The 21,457-nt window shown below is 37.2% G+C and carries 21 protein-coding genes; 3 read left to right on the forward strand and 18 right to left on the reverse strand.

The features are described from left to right. Nucleotides 1-3: 3 nt before the first annotated feature. Entirely contained in the window at nt 4-273 is a 270-nt protein-coding gene (locus tag AC625_RS13550; RefSeq protein ID WP_049681750.1) for a hypothetical protein, read from the reverse strand. A gap of 305 nt (nt 274-578) precedes the next feature. Here AC625_RS13550 and AC625_RS13555 point away from each other — a divergent pair, with 305 nt between their 5' ends. Both AC625_RS13555 and AC625_RS13560 read left to right on the forward strand, forming a co-directional pair. Further along, a complete protein-coding gene (locus tag AC625_RS13555; RefSeq protein ID WP_049681751.1) occupies nt 579-911 on the forward strand; it encodes a DUF2680 domain-containing protein in 333 nt (110 codons plus the stop codon). Nucleotides 912-1,123: 212 nt separating this feature from the next. Continuing rightward, nucleotides 1,124-3,106, forward strand: coding sequence for a S9 family peptidase (locus AC625_RS13560; RefSeq protein WP_049681752.1), 1,983 nt, complete (start codon nt 1,124-1,126; stop codon nt 3,104-3,106). 197 nt (nt 3,107-3,303) lie between these two features. Here AC625_RS13560 and AC625_RS13565 read toward each other — a convergent pair whose 3' ends face one another. The 10 genes from AC625_RS13565 to AC625_RS13610 all read right to left on the reverse strand — a co-directional run bounded on the left by AC625_RS13565 (nt 3,304) and on the right by AC625_RS13610 (nt 11,831). After that, nucleotides 3,304-3,732, reverse strand: coding sequence for a CBS domain-containing protein (locus tag AC625_RS13565; protein WP_049681753.1), 429 nt, complete (start codon nt 3,730-3,732; stop codon nt 3,304-3,306). Nucleotides 3,733-3,743: 11 nt separating this feature from the next. Beyond that, nucleotides 3,744-3,923, reverse strand: coding sequence for a YozQ family protein (locus AC625_RS13570; protein WP_049681754.1), 180 nt, complete (start codon nt 3,921-3,923; stop codon nt 3,744-3,746). 253 nt (nt 3,924-4,176) lie between these two features. Beyond that, the gene (locus tag AC625_RS13575; RefSeq protein ID WP_049681755.1) at nt 4,177-5,157 is read right to left on the reverse strand and encodes an ABC transporter permease; all 981 of its coding nucleotides are present in this window, start codon (nt 5,155-5,157) and stop codon (nt 4,177-4,179) included. Beyond that, nucleotides 5,150-6,067 (reverse strand): ABC transporter ATP-binding protein, encoded by a 918-nt coding sequence (locus AC625_RS13580; protein WP_049681756.1) that lies wholly within the window; start codon nt 6,065-6,067, stop codon nt 5,150-5,152. The genes AC625_RS13575 and AC625_RS13580 overlap by 8 nt, the downstream gene beginning before the upstream one ends. After that, a complete protein-coding gene (locus tag AC625_RS13585) occupies nt 6,064-6,861 on the reverse strand; it encodes an SGNH/GDSL hydrolase family protein (protein ID WP_245645004.1) in 798 nt (265 codons plus the stop codon). Before AC625_RS13585 ends, AC625_RS13580 begins: the two co-directional genes overlap by 4 nt. 330 nt (nt 6,862-7,191) lie before the next feature. Continuing rightward, nucleotides 7,192-8,967 (reverse strand): ATP-binding protein, encoded by a 1,776-nt coding sequence (locus AC625_RS25145; protein WP_245645005.1) that lies wholly within the window; start codon nt 8,965-8,967, stop codon nt 7,192-7,194. A 162-nt stretch (nt 8,968-9,129) separates the two neighbouring features. Next, a complete protein-coding gene (locus tag AC625_RS13595; protein ID WP_049681757.1) occupies nt 9,130-9,822 on the reverse strand; it encodes a hypothetical protein in 693 nt (230 codons plus the stop codon). Next, complete coding sequence (locus AC625_RS13600) at nt 9,819-10,565, reverse strand: hypothetical protein (RefSeq protein WP_049681758.1); 747 nt, start codon at nt 10,563-10,565, stop codon at nt 9,819-9,821. The genes AC625_RS13595 and AC625_RS13600 overlap by 4 nt, the downstream gene beginning before the upstream one ends. Further along, nucleotides 10,528-11,448, reverse strand: a complete 921-nt coding sequence (locus AC625_RS13605; protein ID WP_049681759.1) for an ABC transporter ATP-binding protein — start codon at nt 11,446-11,448, stop codon at nt 10,528-10,530. The genes AC625_RS13600 and AC625_RS13605 overlap by 38 nt, the downstream gene beginning before the upstream one ends. A gap of 2 nt (nt 11,449-11,450) precedes the next feature. Next, a complete protein-coding gene (locus tag AC625_RS13610) occupies nt 11,451-11,831 on the reverse strand; it encodes a GntR family transcriptional regulator (RefSeq protein ID WP_049681760.1) in 381 nt (126 codons plus the stop codon). Between the two features lie 343 nt (nt 11,832-12,174). Here AC625_RS13610 and AC625_RS13615 point away from each other — a divergent pair, with 343 nt between their 5' ends. Continuing rightward, nucleotides 12,175-13,083 (forward strand): YitT family protein, encoded by a 909-nt coding sequence (locus AC625_RS13615; protein WP_049681761.1) that lies wholly within the window; start codon nt 12,175-12,177, stop codon nt 13,081-13,083. 543 nt (nt 13,084-13,626) lie between these two features. Here AC625_RS13615 and AC625_RS13620 read toward each other — a convergent pair. From AC625_RS13620 to AC625_RS13650, 7 genes are all read right to left on the reverse strand, one after another. Continuing rightward, entirely contained in the window at nt 13,627-13,821 is a 195-nt protein-coding gene (locus tag AC625_RS13620; RefSeq protein ID WP_049681762.1) for a cold-shock protein, read from the reverse strand. Between the two features lie 772 nt (nt 13,822-14,593). Next, nucleotides 14,594-14,800 carry a cold-inducible protein YdjO-related protein gene (locus tag AC625_RS13625; RefSeq protein WP_049681763.1) on the reverse strand — a complete coding sequence of 69 codons (207 nt, stop codon included), beginning with the start codon at nt 14,798-14,800 and terminating at the stop codon, nt 14,594-14,596. A 153-nt stretch (nt 14,801-14,953) separates the two neighbouring features. Next, nucleotides 14,954-15,232 (reverse strand): hypothetical protein, encoded by a 279-nt coding sequence (locus AC625_RS13630; RefSeq protein WP_049681764.1) that lies wholly within the window; start codon nt 15,230-15,232, stop codon nt 14,954-14,956. A gap of 202 nt (nt 15,233-15,434) precedes the next feature. After that, a complete protein-coding gene (gene recQ / locus AC625_RS13635; RefSeq protein ID WP_049683735.1) occupies nt 15,435-17,570 on the reverse strand; it encodes a DNA helicase RecQ in 2,136 nt (711 codons plus the stop codon). A gap of 201 nt (nt 17,571-17,771) precedes the next feature. Beyond that, nucleotides 17,772-18,569, reverse strand: coding sequence for a LysM peptidoglycan-binding and 3D domain-containing protein (locus AC625_RS13640; protein WP_049681765.1), 798 nt, complete (start codon nt 18,567-18,569; stop codon nt 17,772-17,774). A gap of 391 nt (nt 18,570-18,960) precedes the next feature. Beyond that, nucleotides 18,961-19,833, reverse strand: a complete 873-nt coding sequence (locus AC625_RS13645; protein WP_049681766.1) for a CvfB family protein — start codon at nt 19,831-19,833, stop codon at nt 18,961-18,963. A gap of 334 nt (nt 19,834-20,167) precedes the next feature. Further along, nucleotides 20,168-21,352, reverse strand: a complete 1,185-nt coding sequence (locus AC625_RS13650; protein WP_156187539.1) for a CapA family protein — start codon at nt 21,350-21,352, stop codon at nt 20,168-20,170. Nucleotides 21,353-21,457 lie beyond the last annotated feature (105 nt).

Consider the following 21,457-nt stretch of genomic DNA (forward strand, 5'->3'; position numbering starts at 1 on the left):
CTTTCATCCCTCTCCTAAACTTTCATCCCCACTCTCGTCTGGACTTTCATCCCCAAGCTCTCCTAAATTTTCATCCCCACTCTCGTTTGAGCTTAAATCTAGGGCTTCGTCTTCACTTTGCTCTAGAGCTACATCTTCAGATTCAGAATCTTCTGTTTTACTTTTAAACATATTTATAAGTTGCGAAAGTCCTGCTTCATTAACAAAATTATTATCTAAAGTAAACCTTTGTTCGAGAAATCTTTTTATTACTTCTTTTCGTTCAGCATTCATGCTCTTCCCTCCTTCTGTATTACAAGGTATTCATAAAGGAGCTACTTGGCATAATGAATTAGTGGATATTTAAAAGTTATTAGATAAAGTGAAACCTCCCCCACCTCAATTCCTCTAAGCCTTGAAGTGAGGGTCTTACTGCCCGTTAAAGCGGGATAAACAAGTGTGTCCGATAAATCCTTTAGTTATTATTTATACATGCATAATTTAGTTCCATTATTAAAAAACTAACAGCATCTTAAATTTTTTAGAAAGGGTATCAATTCATTTTCCACAAAAAAATAAGAACAAAAGGAGATTGTATCATGAATAAATTACTTATTGCCTTGCTAACAATTAGTTTCGTAACTAGTAACTTCGAGATCACGGCATTTGCTGAGAAAGATAACCAAGGAAGCGAAGTTAAACAAGAACAACAAATAGAGTTTACCAAGAAACAGCAAGACGAACTTGCAATATTGCATAAGGAAATTCTGGCTAAGAAAAAAGAAATTATGCAAAAATATGTAGAATTCGGTGCAATTTCTAAAGAAAAAGCTGCAATGATTGTGAAACATATGGAAAAGCATTATCAAAAGTTAGAAGAAAACGGGTTTCAACCACATCACTCGCACCACCACAAAAAACCCGCAGAATAATCCAAATAGCTTCATAGAAGTCTTGCCAATTATAAGGTATAATCCTTTATAAAATGGCAAGGCTTTTTTTCAAGCCTTTCTGCTTATTCTCCTTTTCATAAAGGATTTTATTTTCAACATTGGAGTATTTGGGGAAGTTTCCATAATTATTGTCGTAGCAACAATTACTAGATTGAATTCATTTCGTAGGACACAAAGAAAGGATGAATAACATGAATAAAAAAGGAATCCTTGCCGAGGATTTATTTGACTTAAAATCCGTCACTGATCCACAGCTTTCGCCTGATGGCAGTATGGTAGCCTATATCGAGACCTCCGTTGCTAAGGATGATGAGAAATATATTTCAAATATATATGTATATAGTTTTTTAACGAAACAAACCGTTCAATGGACATATGGACTTCATCGTCAGTCTTCACCAAGGTGGTCTCCTGATGGACTCCATCTTGCTTTTTTATCAAACCGGTCTGGAAAAAATCAAGTATACATAATAAATACAGTTGGTGGAGAAGCTAGTCAGCTGACAGAATTTGACCTGGGAGCTACTACGCCTATATGGTCTCCTGATTCAAGGAAAATCCTTACCTCTACGCGAATAAAAGCTGGATACACTTTACATGAGAAAGAAAAAGACCCAGAAAAGGAACGCAAAGAAGCAATTGTATATGATCGAATTAAATATAAAGCAGATGGGAGCGGCTATTTTGATCGTTCATTTTCTCACCTCATACTAGTCAATGTACCTACAGGTCAAGTAGAGCAATTGACCTCAGGGGAACAGTCCTTTATTCCCTCCTCATGGGCGCCAAACGGGAAAGAGTTTGCATATGTGAGTAATGACACAGACGATGCTGATTATAATCTTGCTTCCGATGTGTTTATTTTCCATTTAGAAGATCGATCATGGAGAAAGATAACGGCAACCAATGGGCGTTTTTATTTTCCTAGATGGTCACCTGATGGCAATTATTTAACGTTAATTGGGCATGAGCGAGAATATGAAGGAGCGACAGTATCCAAGATCTGGTTATACAAACTAGTTACAGATTCACTCTCATGCATAACTACAGATTGGGATGTTGAAGTCGGTGATTTAACAGCAGGCGATTTTCATATTGAAGCGGTCAATCCGGGACTTCTTTGGACTAATGACAGTCAAGGCTTTTATTTTTTAATTAGTGACCACGGAAACACAGGCGTATATTATGGAACCATTGAAGGTGCAATGTATCCTTCTCTTCTCGAAAATCAGCATGTTTATGGATTAACCATTAATCCAGAAACACATAAAGCTGTTGTAGCAATCAGCACACCCACCCATCCTGGCGACTTGTACTCCTTTGATTTAACAAATGGTGAAATTGAGCAAATTACATTTGTTAATGATGAATTTCTAAAAGATAAATTCCTTTCGGAAGCTGAACCAATTATTTTTTCTGCTAAAGATGGTCTCGAATTGCACGGGTGGATTATGAAACCGACTAATTTCGAACAGGGAAAAAAATATCCGTTGATTCTAGAAATTCATGGCGGACCGCATGTCATGTACGGAAATACATATGTTCATGAGTTTCAGACCCTTGTTGCACAAGGTTATACGATCCTATTCACAAACCCACGAGGCAGTGCTGGCTACGGTCAAGAATTCGTTAATGCAAACAGAGGTAACTATGGAGGCATGGATTATGAAGATTTAATGGCCGCCGTAGATTACGTACTTGTAGAGTATGATTTTCTTGATGAACACAAATTAGGTGTAACAGGTGGAAGCTACGGCGGTTTTATGACAAACTGGATTGTTGGGCATACAGATCGATTTAAAGCAGCCGTTACCCAGCGCTGTATTTCCAATTGGCTCAGCTTCTATGGAGTGAGCGATATTGGCTATTCCTTCACTGAATGGGAATTAGGCGGTAATATTATTGAATCTCCTGAACAACTATGGGGACACTCCCCTCTGAAATATGTAGGTAATGTTACAACACCTCTGTTATTATTACATGGCGATAAAGATTATCGCTGTCCAATTGAACAAGCAGAGCAATTCTTCGTTGCGTTAAAACGTCAGAAAAAAGAAGCGGTACTTGTGGTCTTTCCAGAACAGACCCATGAAGTATCAAGAAGCGGAGCTCCACGTTTACGATTGCAGCATACCGAGCATATTCGCGATTGGTTTAATAAACATATTAATTAAGAAAAGCGCAAAAAGGGGATGTCCAAAAAAGAACTGACCTCACACTCTATACACCGTTTATTGTGTCATTTCCACGTCATCTAAACGGTATATAGAAGATGTGGGGTCTTACTTTTTCCTTATGGGACAGTTCCTCTTTTCATTCGAAATATTTTTTAAAATGAGTTTTGGTGCCTAATCTTACAACCAAATATATTTCAATGTTGAATATGTTGTTTTTCCGAGATTTCGGTGAGCGCATGTGCCGCCGCCATGTTGGTGCCTTTATGAATAGCAAAATCGCCTAACGAAACAATGCCTATGAGGGATTCCTGTTCGACAACGAATAAACGACGTATTTGTTTCTCTGCCATTAATTCTTCCGCTTCCATGATTGAAGTTTCTGGTAATATCGCAATTGGTTCCTTCGTCATAACATCGGTAATTTTCGTCGAACCTGGTTTCTTCCCAGCTACACAACGGATTGCAATATCACGATCTGTAAGAACACCCACTAATTTTCCATCCTCACAAATTGGAATAGCACCTACGCCCCCTTCCGCCATTTTTACAGCTGCCTCGTACACATTATCAAGGGTTGTGCAGTAATCTACATTAGATGTCATGATTTCTCTAATAGATTTCAAAACAATCCCCCTTATTCCGTTTTGTTTTCTTGATTATTTATTAGTTGATCTACCGTACCCTCAAAAAAATGGTCACTTACTTGTTCATGAGTTTCAGCAAATCCAGATGAAATTTGGTCTTTCTTCTCAAAATCTTCAGTCTGATAATGTCTACCCGCAATTTCTGCTTGATTTTCATTTTTCTTTGTCATAATGTGTACCCTCCCCATCTACAAATTTTCCAGAATCAAGATTTGTAACCGATTTGAAATATAAGGCTTTATACGCTTTTAAAAACACATTTTGAATAGAAGCATCATCTAAGCTAAACATTTCTATTGCCTAGTATTTGTATCACACTATGAATTATGCTCACCATACGTCGATCTTGTTTTTACTCCATTTATATCTCCAGCATCAAAAAAATCCAACAAGCAAGCTTGCTGGAAGTGAATCCGAATTCTATTAATATACATCCTGTCGTGTGAAGACAAAGAACGATAGAACTAACGCTGCTGCCCACCATATAAGGAGAACCGACATGGAAGAAAGCAAAGTCATTCCTGTAATCGGCGGTGCCACTCCATTTAAGTAATTAGTCAATTTTAGATTCACCATAAAAAAATATTTGGCCGATTCCCAAGACGACACCATATTGTTTAAAATAGCTCCTGAAACAAGCGAAGCAAGCATAACACCCATACTTGCCGCCGTACTTCTTATTAAAACAGAGAGCATAAATGCTAATGTCCCAACTACAACAGCCACAAACCAAACAAGCCCAAAATCCATCAACAGAAATTTCCATTGACTAATAAGCCTGATACTACTTGTATCAACATTGCCTCCATCTACAACAAATCCCGTAATAATCGGTGCATTCCAACCATGATATCCGAAGACAATCCCTGATATTACATACGACAGCAATCCAGTCATCGTAACAATTAAAGAAGTGGCCAAAAGTAACGTCATATATTTGCTTAGTAAAATCCGCCATCGTTTTACAGGTCTTGTTAAAAGTAATTTTACAGAACCAAGAGTGTGCTCAGAAGAAACAAGGTCGCTCGCAACAATCATGATTAACAGAGGAATGAACAAATCAGTAGAATTTTCGATGAACATTCGAACAAAAGTAACGGCTCCTGGTTCACTTGGATTAATATCTTGATCTAAATAGAATTGCAATTGCTGTACACTAACTTGAATCTGTTCACGCCAGTCATCTGATATTCGGCTTGAACCAAGCCTGTTTTGCATATCAATAATCTGCTGCTGAAGAGAATCTCGCCAATCATCTGTCCCTAGCTTTTCTCGCTGTGTTTGCACTTCCTTATACTGTGCAAAGGTAAACAAGATCACTAAGATCCCCACAATTGCTCCAATTACCAACAAACGCTTTCTAGCAACAAGCTTCATCATTTCATTTGCAATTAGTTTATTCAATATGGGCACCTCCTGTATCCGTCAATTGAAGGAATAAATCTTCCAATACAGGGAGCTTTCTATTCAGTTGAAGCACTTGTACTCCTGCATGAACCAAAGCAGCATTCCACATAGGAATTTGGGTGAAATCATAAGGCGTGGCCATATAACCATCTTCGAGTGTAGTTACCTCAGTTAGACCTTCCAATATTTCTCTTCCTTTGAGGTATGGCTCAAGATGCCAGATGGCTTGCTCCTGACTTGACAGCAATGACTCTACTGTATCCACAGTTATGATGTTTCCTTTTGTAATAATAGCCACTCGATCGCATAATAATTGAATTTCACTCAACAAATGACTGGATACAAGCACACTTAAACCTTCATTTTCAGCAAGTTCTCGAATAAAAACCCTCATTTCACGAATGCCTGCAGGATCCAGCCCATTAGTCGGTTCATCTAAAATAAGTACCTTTGGTCGATTCAGCAAAGCTTGCGCAATACCAAGCCTTTGTCTCATACCAAGCGAATAGGTTTTCACTTTATCATCAATTCTTTCTGTTAACTTTACCATATCAACAACTTCCGCAATTCGTTTGTTATCTACTGCTGGAAGCATTCTCGCAAAATGAAGTAAATTATCTGTGCCGCTTAAATAAGGATATAGCTCAGGATTTTCAACTATACAACCAAGATTCGCCATCGCTTTTGTGAAATTTTTCTTTACATCATAACCACAAATTTCAATGGTTCCAGAAGTCGGTTTAATTAGACCAACAATCATACGAATTGTCGTCGTTTTACCGGCACCATTTGGACCGAGAAAACCAAAAACCTCACCTGCCTTTAATTCAAAGCTGATTCCATTAATGATTTTGTGTTTTTTAATCGTCTTTGTTAAATTCCGCACAGAAAGAGTCGTCGCGCTCATTTACTTTCCCCCTCCCATTTAATTAATGGAGCAATTCTGTCTGCCATTAATCGGTATCCCTCTTGATTTGGATGAAATTTATCCGTAAATAAATAATCATTTACAGACAACTGGAAAATATCATAGGTAGGAACGAAGACAATCCTCGGATATGTAGAACTTACTTCCTCAGCTATACGGTTCCAGTCACGGACGGTTGGACTGGTTACCCCTGTTTCATCAACGTCAATAAAAGGATTATAGAGTCCAACAAAAAAGATAGTAGCATCTGGATTCGCCTTACGAATATCGGTGAAAATCGTAGTTATATTTTTAACAAAGGCATCTTCAATGGTTTTAATAGTAGCTAAATCAAAATTTTCCAATGTTCTTCCCTGCTGAAATAAATCATTCGCACCTATCGTAAGTAAAATAATATCCGCTTCAGCAAGTTGTCTTTGAATATTCGGTTGCTTAACCTGCTTTTTCAGCTGGCTAGAAACTTGACCATTAATACCGAGATTTTGAACAACAATGCTTCCATTAAATCGCTCATTCAAATCATCTGCCACATAGCCAACATAGCCTTTTCCAGAATCGTCGCCCGTCCCTCTTGTCAATGAATCCCCTAATGCAACTACTGTAAACATATGATTTTTTATCACTGTTTTTTGGGATCTGTCCTGTTTTTTAACCACATGGTCTGTAGCACCTGCATAATAATCCTGAATGGCCCACCCTAAACTTAGCAGCCAAAGAACAGACAAAGTCGCAGCAATTATTGTTATGTAGCGTACACTTTTCTTACCCAGCACACTTACCCTCTCCTTTGCTTCTTTCTCTCTATTAAATCACACCCTTTGTTCTTTTAAAAATTCAAGGTTCCAATATAAAGCAATAACTTAATTTGCATCAGAATACAAAAAAAGCTCCGTTTCTCTAGAAGTGAGAAGCCAAGCTTTCATTGTTAACAGCTAAGAAGGCTGTTTTAAATTGGTATTTTTTTAACGATGAAGAATTGTCCTGTCATTAGAACACTGATTAAAGGTAAAAAACTGAACAATAAATACACGTTAAAAATCCTTCCTTTATCAAAAAGGATCCCCGTACTGAATCTACTTATCATTAATGCTCAATTGAATTTTTTAAACCGTTACAGTAGGAAGCTTAATGATGAAAGTTGAGCCTTCATTCACTTCACTAACTACCTCAATTTTCCCTTTATGACCTTCAATAATTTTATAGCTCACCATCAATCCCAACCCATTTCCCTGTTCTTTCGTAGTGAAAAATGGCTCGCCTAACTTATTCAACTTTTCAGAAGGAATCCCAACTCCCGTATCTCGAATGTGGATCATCACTTTACCTCCTTGCTGCGAAGCATTTACATATAAATCTCCTCCAGAAGGCATGGCTTCTATTCCGTTTTTTGCGAAGTTTAATAACACTTGCTTCAAACGATTCTCATCACAATTCACATAGATTTCTTGATTTTGACTTTCAAAATGAACGTATACGTTTTTATTTTTCGCTTCGAATTCAACCAAAGTAAGCACGTCTTGTACAATTAGAACGATGTTTTTCAATTCCAGATGAACGGTCTGAGGTTTTGCAAGTACCATAAACTCTTCTACAATTGTATTCACTCGTTCTATTTCATCTAAGATAATATCGAAGTATTCCAGTCTTTCTGGTTTCGTCTCATCCAATTGTAGAAATTCAGCGTATCCTCTCATCGATGTTAACGGGTTACGAATTTCATGTGCAACACCTGCAGCTAATTGACCAACCGCTGTTAGCTTATCCTGTCGATGAAGCAGCTCCTCAGTTTGTTTTCGTTCAGTAATATCATTTCGGATCGAGACAAATTGATACGGTTTTCCCTTCTTATTTAGAAAAGGAACAATCGTCGTTGATACCCAATATAGACTTCCATCCTTCGCTTGATTACATATTTCACCTTTCCATGTTCTTCCTCCTAAGATAGTATTCCACAAATCCTGAAAAAACTCCTTAGAATGATAGCCAGAATTGATGATTGAGTGATTCTTCCCTAACAATTCTTCTTCCTTATATTGTGAGATTTCTGTAAACTTCTCATTCACATAGATAATTTTGCCTTTAGAATCCGTGACTGCCACAATTGAAGCCTGGTCTAGTGCATATCGATAGTCTTGCACATATTTATCACTATTCTGTAGCCGTTTTGTGATGATGGAGCTCGAAGTAATCAGTCCACCAACGATTAATAAAAAAACAAACAACACTAGGAACGGTACAAAAGAAGTATCACGGACAAGTTCATTCACATTTTCAACGGATTGTTTAACAGGCAGTGCACGAACTAACATGAAATGGCCTTGGATAATCGCAGCAGAGACGATAAATGTACTCGTCGGCTTCAACCATATTTGGTTTTCTTTTTGCCGATAATTCGAATAAAAAAATAATAAAAATGCGACAATAAAAATAATTAACGTAATCATTACTGTCATCATTAACAAAACTGTATGGATTTCAATAGAAAGATTCAAAGCATATAAGCCAATAATATAGTTAGATAATAAGGAAACGGTTAATAATGTACCGCAATGAACAATGTTTATGAATGAGAGCTTCCTAACTGTTAATGCCATAAACCCCATTGAGGCTAGCGCCACGCCAAGAACGAGTGAAAGCACCATCACTGATAAATTGTACGTGACCACGCTGTTCTTCTCAAAAGCCAAGATTCCAAAAAAATTAAACGTCCATATCGCGATCCCCATTGAAAAGCTTCCACCGATTAATAAAAACTTTTTATGATTCTCCGAGCTTCTCAGCAATGTAAGTAGATCCAAACTCGTATAAGATGCCATAAATGTCAATATTAATGCGACTAATAAGAGAATCGGATTTGATGATACAAAATATTGCTCCAATTCATGCACTTCCTTATCTAAAAAAATAGTACCCATTTGTATGTATTATTATCAGTGTATAGCAATCACCCCATTCAGAAAAGACAATTCTTATCTTTCCCTGTTGGAATTTTCAAAAGTGTAAAGAAAGAAGAAGCATTCATACACTTCTTCCTCAGTAAATCAATTATCCAAATAGTGGATATTAAGTCCATCTTCAGCTATTAATGTAAGATCTTTTGGGATACTTATATACAATAGACTTTGAGCTGATACATCCTCTTCCCTTTTCTCAAAGAGCTTTTCTTCTGTAAATTGTCTAATTGTAAACTCCTTTTTAAACAAAACAATTTTGAAATCTGGTTGCGCTGGTTGATATAATAACAGTCTATCCTGATTCAAAGTCAAATCAATCGACTTTACTTCTTTTGAATAATCATTCTCACTAACAACTAGCTTTTTATAATATGTGGCCGATATTTTGCGATTGTTCTTATCGCTTCTATAGACAATAATCGGCGTTTCTAAATACTCATGATCGACTGTGCCAATATTCAGCTTATTTTTTTCATAATCTATGGACCATTGTTTTCCAATGAAGGCGGGATCAATCTCATCAACACTTTGATTCACAGCAATATCATAGAAATTTCCCGACGTTGAGGGAACATCTTCAATACGATTGCTGACGGATAGTAATGAATACCAAATTATCGAGAGGACTAACACACTTACATACACGCGTATCAACCATTTCAAATAACGTTTGGAAACGTAACTCTTCTTAACTCCTTTTAACCCCCTCCAAATAACAAAAAATCCGATAGCAACGAAGACAAGGATAAACAGCGATAGAATACCCGACAAAATAGTCATTGTCTTACCTCCATTCGATTAGAGATTACTAATGAAATAGAAAACAGCAAAATAGAGCAGAACATCATTTTGATAAAAAATAGAAAGAGAGAGGATTCAGAGACGAAAAACGTAAACACATTCACCATTACATTACTACCACCGCTAACATCCTTAAATAATCCCCAAATGAATAAAGCTGCTAGCGCCACAAGTATCATTTTATTCACTTGAAAAAGCATCCCAATCATATAGCCAAGCACACAAAATAAGAATACATACATTGAAGCTGAAAGTATGCTTGTGACAAAGAGATTTGGTTCGCTCATTAACCTCGTATCATTAAAAATTTGAACATCCGTAGAGTAATAAATAAGTAATTTAAGTAGAACACCCGACAGGATCGAAGTTAAGCCGCCAATTACACTAAGGGTGAGCATAACATATAGATTGGCCATATTACCGCTTAGCCTATTCGTAACGAATGCAAAATCATCAAATCTATATGCTTTTGTTGTGATTAGAGCTGCCGAATTCAATCCCCATAGCATCGTAAAAATAATAATTATGTCTGCAGAATAATAGTTGATGTTCAGATGAATGCCTCCCCAATTTCCGCTCATAGAACCAACTCCGTTAAAGGAAAAGAAAATCGCCAAAAGCTGTAAAGCGATTAATGAATTATACACTTGTCGGTAAGCTCTTAATTTATACGAATATTGCTTCTTAACTATATTTGTCAGACTTGGCTTTGTTATAGACATCATCAATTCCCCCCTTTGTTTTTTGTGTCAAATACATGCATAAATCACTTGAAGAAACAGGAAATACATCCAATCCCGAAAGAGTGATGTTCTCTAATTCACGAATTGTGAAGTCATTTTTAACTACAACATATAGATTATTATGTCCAATACTTTTTTCGTGAAAAACTTTTTTAGTCTTTACCCATTCATTTATTAAATCCTTCTTTCCACTAAGACCAATTGCCCATTCTTTTAAATCTGCAACTGGCAGATGCAGATGAACCCGCCCATCCTTTATTAACAGAATATCCTCAAGTAAGTCTTCAATTTCCTCAAGGTGATGGCTAGAAAGGAGAATAGTTCGTGGATATGCAAGATAATCCTTTAACATGACTCGATAGAAATCATGTCTTACTCCAGCATCCATACCTGTCGTCGGCTCATCAAATATGGTCAACGGGCATTTCGCCGACAAACCAAGAATCATATTAAAGGTACTCTTCATCCCCTTTGAAAGATTGCTATGGTATTGATTAGGGCTGAGAGAAAAATAGTCAAACAAACGATTGGCTAGACTACTATCCCAGTTTTCATAAAATCGTTCTGCTTCATCTAAAATCTCTTTAAGGTTTAAAGAAGCAGGTAAAATCATTCCATCATCAATGAATATCATATTGGCAGATACGGTCAAATTATTGAACGGTTTTTCGGAGAAAACACGTACCTCTCCAGACGTCTCTTTGAAAAGCCCAGCAATAATCTTTAACATCGTCGTCTTACCTGCTCCATTTCGGCCGATTATTCCGGTAATCTTATTCTCTTCAATTTCAAATGTTATTCCATTCAATGCATATGTTTTTCCATACACCTTTGTCATTTCTTTCGATTCAATGACTTTCATTTCTATGTCCCCTCCCAATTCCTTTTCACATTCTTAATCATGTCAAATACTTCTTCTTCACTTACATTCAACCTCTCTGCTTCAAGGACTAGATCCTGCACTAGTTTTTTCAAAGTATGCTTCTTTCTTTTATTCAAAATTCTTTCTCTGGCATCATTTGAAACAAACATGCCTAAGCCCCGTTTTTTATAAAGTACATCTCCATCCGCTAATATATTCAGTCCCTTTGCAGCAGTCGCTGGATTGATATTGAAGATTTCCGCAAGTTGATATTGTGAATAAACTTTTTGATCGCTGTTAAAACTACCACTCAATATTTCAGTTTCCAGCCATTCAGCAATTTGAACATATATCGGTTTCGTTCCATCAGTATTTAGAATCAAGTACACACCTCCTAGGGTGCAGTGCATTAGTGTTGTAATGTAGTATATATTATGATGAGTTTTTCAACAATACCCATTTTATACAAATATTTTAATTTGAGGAAATCCGAACCACTAGATATTTTTATGCACCAAAAAAGAATGAAAAACAGGGAATCGGCTAAAATAATCCGATATTCCCTTCAATATTTAACCGAAAAGAATGAGTTTAAATACATAATGTAAAGAAAATGAATGCAAAATATTATTTTTATGAATAATTAAACTGTATAATAATTTAAGAAGACCTTATTTATCAGGATTCTTTTCCACGTAAAAAGACAGAGAAAGAGAGGATACCTATATGTCAATTGAATCAGATCTGACAACAGTAGAAACATTGATTAAGAAAGCGAAGCATAAAAAGCTTACCGCGAGGCAAATTCTTCAAAGAGGGATATTAATTACAATCGGAGCGATATTAATGAGTACCGGCCTCGAAGTATTCCTTGTCCCTAATAATGTCATCGATGGCGGAATAACAGGGATATCAATCATGCTCTCTTACATAACTGATTGGAAATTAGGAGTATTTCTCTTCGTTCTAAACCTTCCGTTTTTCTTCATAGGCTATAAACAGATTGGAAAAACATTTGCCCTTTCCACCCTATACGGAATAGTCGTACTTTCCATTACATCCGTTTTTCTTCATCATGTTCCAGCATTTACTCAAGATATCTTACTTGCATCAATCTTTGGAGGAATGATTGTTGGCGTTGGAGTCGGAATCGTTATTCGTTATGGAGGTTCTCTTGATGGAACAGAAATCCTAGCGATACTTGCAAGCAAGAAGCTCCCATTCTCTGTAGGGGAGATTATCATGTTTTTTAACTTATTCATCTTTACTTGTGCCGGATTCGTCTATTCATGGGACCGTGCAATGTACTCCATCCTCGCGTATTATGTGGCTTTTAAAACAATGGATATTGTCATTGCTGGTTTGGATGAATCGAAATTTATTTGGATCATCAGTGATGAATTTCGCGAAATTGGGGATGCTATCCTGCATCGACTAGGGCGCGGTGTTACTTACTTAAGTGGAGAAGGAGCGTTTTCCGGAGACGACAAAAAAGTCATTTTCTGTGTAATCAACCGACTTGAAGAAGCAAAGCTTAAGGAAATTGTGAAAGACTTTGACTCATCGGCTTTCCTAGCAGTCGGAGATATCGCTGAAGTACGCGGCGGTCGGTTTAAAAAGAAAGACATTCACTAACCAATCGAATATGGCGTTAAAACGCCACCATTTACTATGAAGGATAAATCATGTAGCACGCTACACTTGCCTAATCACAATGGTGGCGGTGCGGAGTCCAATTATTGAGAACTTTCTCAATAAAATAAGCATACCTGCTAAAAAGACTGGCTATATTAGTAAATCACGAAACCCCGTTCCCATGCCCTTCATACAAAAAAGAACTAGCCATCAGTGAGGTTATGAGTAACCTTCTAATGGGTAGTTCTTTTTCATAAAAAGAATGTTAATAATTGCAGTCTTTAAGTATGTGTTCTGAAAGGAGAATAAAAAAGAGCCGGGAAGTTCGAGACGCGATAATCTCTAACCTTTCGCGTATGCAGTAATACGTGAGAACCGGACTTGCACAGGTTGTGCTGACTTCTGTGTTGCGCACAGACGTGCGCGATTTTAACCGAAGGTCATTTATGAGCGACAAAGAAATTCGACAGTAATTTTTACCGGATTTTTTGAACAACCTCTTTATGTTTATTGCATAAAATAAATACACATTGTTTGTCGTTCTTATTTATGCCTTGGATTATCAATTGCTTGAAGCATTTTTGTCGTAGCAACCATTTCACTACCGCATAAAGGACAGCTAGGCTGTTCACTCATTGTAAAATTCGCTCGAACCCATCCCTTACAAGTCGGAGATATACAATCCCAAATCTTTGTTTCTTCCGGCTCCACTTCTTCTGTATTATTACGTCTATACAAAATAGCTCACTCCTCTGATTAAAATGGTTCGGTGCGTATTTTTCAAAAAAATCTTAACTATAAATAAACGTTCTCTCTCATTATACCATAAGAATAACCTAAGCGCTTTGTAAAAGACTAACTATCGTCGCATCATAGTTATATCTTCTCCGTTCTGACTTCTACCCTATTAAAAATTTACAGTTAGTAGGGGACATGGCCTCTAGATAACGAAAGAATGTCAAAAAATAAAAAGCTACTCTTTCTCATAAGAGCAGCTTTAGTTAGTCAGTCTATCAATAATGACCATCTTTTCAATATAGCTTCAAAAAGTATGAGAGTAATTTCTGTTCCAAACCTAAAACAATGAAAGCCCTGCCTCTCTCCCATCTCTACGGTTCCTAGACCGCGCCAGTGAGAATCAGATTTGACTGTAAGCACATGTTTATTAAAGGTAACTGTCGGAAATCCCTAGACACAAGGGTTCATTATCCAATGGAAAGAAAGAATAGAAGTGTGTTTACTTGAAGAATAAAAAAACTTGTGAGGAAAAACAAATGGGTTTCTTTACTTAATAAGCCATTAGGCTTCATAACATACACATTGTCGTACTTCTATGCTGCTAAAACAAAACTGTTTTACCATGCTTTAATAAAAATGTTCTATATAAAATTACCCTCTGTGTAATTCATTAGAAAAACACCTAGATATGAATTGTAACATTATATAGTAAGGAGGTCAAGGTCTTTTTCCATAAAGAAAGGGATTACCTTATAGGCAACCCCTTTACAACTTAACGATATGCATTATACTCGTTCGAAATTTTCGGTAACTCCCTTACTTCTTCAACTAGATTGCTCCCACACATTGGACAAGTATTTTCTGCACTTGCAAAGTCTTTTCTCATCCAGCCATTACAAGCCTCCGATTCACATGAATAGACGACTGTATCGACCATTTCAACAACGGGTTCCTCTGCATTCTTTTTACCAAAGTACATAAGAGTAACCTCCTTTATGGATAGTATACTCATAAATACCAGGATTTATTTATCAAAAAAATTGTTAGTGCTTGTTTCATGTGTCTTGAATATATCACCACATTAATCAAGCGGCACAGTAATAAGAAATAGCCTGCCTAATACTGATGCTTATTAATAATTTGCAGTAATTCCAACCAATACTAAAAAAAACACAAAAATAATTAGATAAAGTCCAATTATTATTGCCATAAGTATCAATTGAGCCTTCGCGAAATTCTTCCTGTTCACATTGAATTCACCATCGAATGCCCACACGAACAAAAGAATAATGTTTACGATTGGAATGAGTAATAATGCCAAAGTACCGAGCCAGCTTTTTACAGAAACTATATTTGTATTACTTGGTGGATGCTCCAGATTCTGGGTTGGTATACTTTGATCTTTTTCCATATTTCCCCTCCTTGATTAATAATGAAAACCAAATAAATCACATTAGTCGGCTATACAATATTCCTGATCCAAATGAAAATTATTAGCTCAATAGTTCTGTTACTTGATTAGAGATTCAATTTACACTACATAATTTTCAAAAAAATAGTATACTAACCTTTGAGATTAGTATACTCATAAAAAACGAATTTATTTATCCAAATCATCCATTGGTTTGTCCCATTTTCAATAAGGCTAATTTTATCATGAAGTAGGAAATATCCTCTGGTACATTTTCCTTAATTGGTTTGAGCTTCTCAGCCCCTGTGCTTTCAATGGCTTGATGGATCAACTCCAGTTTCTCCTTCGGTAGAAACGTTTCCCACTCTAAATCAAAACCGGCTTCCGCACATGTTACAAGATGATTTTCAATGGTTATTTTACTTAAACCACGAATGCTTGCTATTTCACTCATGTTATTTCCTTCTTTGTACAAACGATAGGTTTCCAGATGTGCGGCTTCTTTTTTGGTTTGTTTTTTCACTTCAGCGTGAGCCACAAGTGTTTTCTCTAATTCAGCTTCCGGATTTCCGGCTAAGTATTCGGCAATTGTTTGAAGGAATCGCTCCCCATATCGCTCTTGTTTTTGTGCTCCAACCCCTTTAACCATTAGAATTTCCGAAATCGAAACCGGCAACTTGGCTGCCATGTCTTTTAACGCAGCATCGGAAAAAATAATAAAAGGTGGAACTTTTTCATTCTGGGCAATTTCCTTTCGAGTTTGGCGAAGCATTTCGAACAAACCGCTGTCGATATTTGTAATCGTCTGTACCTGTTTCAATTCTTTTTGCATAACCTTACGTTTTCCAAGTAATACTTCTTTGCCCGTATCACTCACCTTTAGTACTGGGTATTGCCCACCTGTAATTTCTATGAATTGTTGTGCAGTTAAATAGTCAATAAAATCCGCAACGTGCTTGGCTGATTTCGCTGAAAGAATGCCATAGGTCGATAATTTTTGAAAACCAAACTCTTCTATTTTTTTCACCTTTGAGCCCGTTAACACCTGACTAATTATTGTTTTCCCAAAACGTTCACCCATTCGGATCATGCATGACAAAACCATTTGTGATTCTGTCGTTACATCCATTTCAGCACGATTGTCTTTACAATTTCCACAGCGACCGCAATCATCGGGATTTTCTTCTCCAAAATAGCGAAGAATGAAGGCTTGTAGGCACCCTTCCGTGAAACAATAATCCTTCATTTGGTTCAGCTTCTGTAACTCCTGATGCTTCCATTCATCCGTTCCTTGTGATTGATCAATGAAAAACCGTTGAATATGTAAATCCTGCGGAGAATAAAGAAGGATGCATTCACTGTCAAGTCCATCTCGCCCCGCACGCCCCGCTTCTTGATAATAACTTTCCATATTTTTCGGTGTTTGATAATGTAAGACAAACCGCACATTCGATTTATCAATCCCCATCCCAAAGGCGGAAGTTGCCACCATTACCGTTATATCGTCCTTTAAAAAAGCGTCCTGTTGACGTGTACGTTCCTCTTCATTCATCCCAGCATGGTATCTGCCCGCTTTAATCCCAGTATTCGCAAGCTTTTGCGAGATCCGGTCCACGTCTTTTCTGGTTGATGCGTAAATAATCCCTGACTCACTATGATTTTTTTCCAAATATCTCATTAAAAACTGCGCTCTATTTTCATCCTTCATAACGGAAAAGGTAAGATTACTTCGTGCAAATCCTGTGGAGAATTGATGGTCTAAATCGATATCTAGAGTCCGGCAAATATCTTCCTTGACGACTGGTGTAGCAGTGGCTGTAAGGGCGAGGACAACCGGATTTGAAGGAATTTCTTGTAGGAGTGTTTTGATTTTCAAATAACTCGGACGGAAATCATGCCCCCATTGTGATATACAGTGCGCCTCGTCAATGGCAACAAACGAAATGTCCAGTTCACTTAATTGATGTAAAAAATGAGTAAGTTCCAATCTTTCCGGAGCAATGTATACAAGTTTATACATTCCTGCTTTCATCTCAACAAGTCGTTCTGCCGCTTCGTTAGCACTTAGGGAACTATTTAAAAATGTAGCTGAAATACCATTTTGATGTAATGCGTCCACCTGATCCTTCATTAATGAGATAAGTGGGGATATGACAAGCGTAATTCCGGAAAAAATAAGTGCGGGAATTTGATAACAAATCGATTTTCCCCCGCCAGTCGGCATAATCCCAGCCGTATGGTATCCTGCTAGAACCGATTCAATAATATCTTCCTGACCAGATCGGAATGAATCATATCCGAAATAGGTTTGAAGCAGCTGTTGATGCTCACTTTTCAACTCTTTCACCCTTTCCATCCATTTTCATAGATTGTATAAGCACTTTCATTATACGGAAAGATAGATATGATGACAAATAGCATTATTTAAAAACAAGAAGGGTCAGACCCCGCAACAACTAAATTCAGTATATAATAAGTGTATGAAACACTACATACTAATTTAGAGCGCGAGATCAGACCCTTCGTTTATGTATAGCGTTTAGTTTAAAACTTTCACTTTCACATTTTTTCTTCCCCAATTTTTTGCATCTTGTAAGTTAGGAACAAAAACATCGATTTTATTTCCTTTAATCGCTCCGCCCGTATCTCCGGCTATTGCATTTCCATACCCTTCAACATAGACTTTCGAGCCTAATGGAATGACAGACGGATCGACTGATATTACCTTAGTATCAGGGTTGTTTTTTAAATTAATGCCAGTTGCAGTGATTCCGCTGCAGCCATTGCAACTTGCCGTATAAGCTGTTGCAGTAACGGTTATTTCCTTCGCGATATTTTCAGTGCTAGTTGCAGTTTTCTCAGTCTGTTTAACTACTGGCTCCGTTTGTGCCGTTGATACGGTCTGCTTTGTAGACTGTGTCTGTGGAGCTTCAACTGGTTTTGATTTTTGGACAGATGCAGACTGAACGGGTGCCTGACTTGTACTATCCAAAATAACAATCTGATTGCCAGGGTAGATTAAATCACTTTCGATACCATTCCATTCTTTAATTTCATCGACTGTTACGCCGTTTGTTTTCGCTATATTCCATAATGTATCGCCAGATTTAATCGAATAATATTCTTCACTTGAAACCTTCAATATATCGCCCGTATGTATTCGAGCCGTTTCCAACCCGTTCCATGTCATAATGTCTTCTACTGATACTTGATGTGTTTGAGAAAGTCCCCATATTGTATCTCCATCTTTCACTTTCACATCCTGCGCATTTGCTTGTGTTCCTAGACTAACAGACAATACCGCAACCGCAGCTAATGATAAGATTGATTTTTTCATATATTAGTTACCTCCCTGTTATGCTTGTTCAAGCTAACAATATTCATGTTAACACAGAATTCCCCCCTGCAAAGAACAAGCAGATAAAGAACTAGTAACAAACATAACAGAGAGATGACAACGAGATAACAAGGAGGCAGAATAGTCAATTATTTTACCAATGGAATAAAAGTGCAAGTATTAGTCAAGCAAAATATTTAGAGATCGATTTTCTCGCCGTATAACTTGCTTGGCATTTGATCTCGAGAGGCTAGGCTACTTTCGCTAAATTTAAACGGAAAAATTAAGTTATCTACATAAAAAATATTTGACATAGATTCCTATACAACAGATAAAGGACGATGAACGTATTTCACTAAATTACAGTGAAAAATTTCATCATCCCTAGGCTTTATTTTCGATTTGAAGAATAGGTCCAGCCATCTTCCTGATAGACTTTGTCTTCTTTCATTAGTTTCCCAAGCGCACGTTTAAATGAACCTTTACTTAAGCCAAAATGGAATTTTACATCTTCCGGCAATGTTTTATCGCCATATGGCATTGCACCACCACGATTTAATAAATATTTATAAATAACGGCTGCGTCTTCTTCCATTTTATCTTGTTTGAAAGGTAAAAGGGAAACATTTAACGTGCCATCCTCTTTCCGATCAATAACTCGTCCCTCCACAAGCTCACCGAGACGAGGTTCCTCAACTCGTTCCGTTTCATGGATAAAACAGCGATATCCTTCTTGGGAGATGAAAAAAGAGCCAACCATTAATAATCGGTATACATTTCCCTTAACAGAATCATTACGAATTCCTTTTAACGGGGCTTCGACTGACGTTTCCTGCATCACGTCTTCTGACGCAAGTTTTCCTAATAACCTCTCGTGACGATCTGATTTTAGTGAAATATACAGGGCATCTCCCACTTTCGGCCATAGATGGCGCAGATTCGGTAAATCATCAACCGAAACTAGGATATCTTTACTTAAGCCAATGTTTACGAATACACCCATTTCTTTTTTCACGCTGACAACCTCTGCCCAGCCATAGGAATCGAAGCGCACTTCAGGGATTTTCGTTGTTGCGGTCAAGCGACCCGTTTTATCTAGATATACAAAAACCTTCACTTTATCACCAATTGAAATTTGTGAATCGGATTGGATTTCACTATTAGGTAGAAGGATACTTTCCATTCCATCACCAATAAAATAACCAAACTCAGCTTCTCGTTCTACTTCTAATTTGATGGCCATTCCAGCCTGAATCTTACTCATCATTATACCTCCTGAAGCATTTCGCTACATGTACTTCTAATATTGTTCCCGTTTTTTTATCGTTTAGTGTATTAAAAACGAATAAATAATGCCGTCAAATAAATTCAACTGACTACATACAGCATAGGCAGTCACTCATTTTTTCTATATACCATATTTGAATCTATCATTTTTCGAAAGAGTTGTATATGTTAAATTAAAAAAACATCCATGAACATCTGATCTAAAGCCCAACGATGAAAAAGTTCAGGTTCTCAAATTGCATCACCTTATGAAGGTGGCCGTGCGGAGTTGGTTTTGTGAAGCCCCCCCCTTTTCCACAGAAAGGGCGGAGTTACTGCAAGTAACTCACGGCACCTTTTCCGTCAATCTTTACATTATAAGAAAGTTGATTAAGCTTTGATATAATCGCTTGGTTATAGCTTTCGTCCATGAATTGTGGTTGTCCTTTGACAATTTTCGTAGGCTTGAGCGAAGAGGAAATTTCTCCATTATCTAAGGTAACTTGAACAATCATTGTTTCTGAACCTTTTGGTGATGCAGAATCCGTAAAGATGAAATTGCCAAGGCTATAATAGATTGGACACCCTTTGTACTCTTCAATACCCATCAATGAATGACTATGAGAGCCAATAACGGCAGAAGCACCTGCATCAATGAAAGCTTTCCCCATTTCTCTAGCATAGCTTTCTGGGTAATCTTGTCTTTCACGGTTCCAATGAATCATCACCATAAGGTAATCCGACTGCTCAGCTGCTTTCTTTACATAGGTCATCATCGGTTCATTTTGATAGGCATTTGCAATACCAGGTTTATCCCCTTTTGCAGCCCAGGAAACCTCAGGTAGTACCCTACTGATTCCGATGATTGCAATTTTCTTACCATTCACTTCTTTATAATAGGCAGAAAAAGCCTCTTCTTCGTTATTCCCTGCACCTGTATAGGCAATATTATACGATTTCAAATGATCGAATGTATCGAGTAACGCGTCCATCCCATAATCTAGTGTATGATTATTGGCCAAGGAAACAACATCAACACCTGCATTTACTACTCCTTGCAATGTCTTTGGATCGGATCGAAATGTAAACTGCTTTTCAGCTGGGATGCCACGTGTTGAGACAGATGTTTCAAGATTAATTGCCGTAATATTAGAGTTCCGGAGAGTTTCGCCAACTTGTATAAAAGGATAATCTACTCCATATGTATCTATTAATTGCCCTACACCTCGTCCTAACAAAACATCTCCTGTAAAAGTTACTGTAATTGGTTTATGCGTAACTGATTGCTCGTGTTTTTTTAATACGTCCGCTTTTCCCTCTAAAAAAGATGATTCTGGAACATTCTTAACGGCAACTTTTGTAACCTGACTTTCTTTAACAGAAAAAGCTGGTACAGCCTGTCTTTCCATCGACTGCAGTTGAAAAAGATAAAAAGCAACACTTATAATCAAACAGACCAATATTAGTAATGTCGTTTGAATTAGTAGTTTCCGTGTTCGTTGAGATTTTCTTCCCATATACCGTCTCCGTTCCTAATAAGTTTACTCTATCTATAATATCAGCGTACTTCTGTTAGACACATCCAGGCATTCTCGCTAAAGATTTCAACATCACCAACATCT

Source organism: Peribacillus loiseleuriae, assembly GCF_001183985.1.
GTDB lineage: Bacteria > Bacillota > Bacilli > Bacillales > DSM-1321 > Peribacillus > Peribacillus loiseleuriae.

Bases quoted from the DNA above. Each gene is read 5' to 3' on its own strand.
- AC625_RS13640 (WP_049681765.1), bottom strand. From the start codon at position 18,569: ATGAAAAAATCAATCTTATCATTAGCTGCGGTTGCGGTATTGTCTGTT.
- AC625_RS13600 (WP_049681758.1), bottom strand. From the start codon at position 10,565: ATGTCTATAACAAAGCCAAGTCTGACAAATATAGTTAAGAAGCAATAT.
- AC625_RS13595 (WP_049681757.1), bottom strand. From the start codon at position 9,822: ATGACTATTTTGTCGGGTATTCTATCGCTGTTTATCCTTGTCTTCGTT.
- AC625_RS13555 (WP_049681751.1), top strand. From the start codon at position 579: ATGAATAAATTACTTATTGCCTTGCTAACAATTAGTTTCGTAACTAGT.
- AC625_RS13615 (WP_049681761.1), top strand. From the start codon at position 12,175: ATGTCAATTGAATCAGATCTGACAACAGTAGAAACATTGATTAAGAAA.
- AC625_RS13580 (WP_049681756.1), bottom strand. From the start codon at position 6,067: ATGAGCGCGACGACTCTTTCTGTGCGGAATTTAACAAAGACGATTAAA.
- AC625_RS13605 (WP_049681759.1), bottom strand. From the start codon at position 11,448: ATGAAAGTCATTGAATCGAAAGAAATGACAAAGGTGTATGGAAAAACA.
- AC625_RS13570 (WP_049681754.1), bottom strand. From the start codon at position 3,923: ATGACAAAGAAAAATGAAAATCAAGCAGAAATTGCGGGTAGACATTAT.
- AC625_RS13560 (WP_049681752.1), top strand. From the start codon at position 1,124: ATGAATAAAAAAGGAATCCTTGCCGAGGATTTATTTGACTTAAAATCC.
- AC625_RS13550 (WP_049681750.1), bottom strand. From the start codon at position 273: ATGAATGCTGAACGAAAAGAAGTAATAAAAAGATTTCTCGAACAAAGG.
- AC625_RS13650 (WP_156187539.1), bottom strand. From the start codon at position 21,352: ATGGGAAGAAAATCTCAACGAACACGGAAACTACTAATTCAAACGACA.
- AC625_RS13625 (WP_049681763.1), bottom strand. From the start codon at position 14,800: ATGTACTTTGGTAAAAAGAATGCAGAGGAACCCGTTGTTGAAATGGTC.
- AC625_RS13630 (WP_049681764.1), bottom strand. From the start codon at position 15,232: ATGGAAAAAGATCAAAGTATACCAACCCAGAATCTGGAGCATCCACCA.
- AC625_RS13645 (WP_049681766.1), bottom strand. From the start codon at position 19,833: ATGAGTAAGATTCAGGCTGGAATGGCCATCAAATTAGAAGTAGAACGA.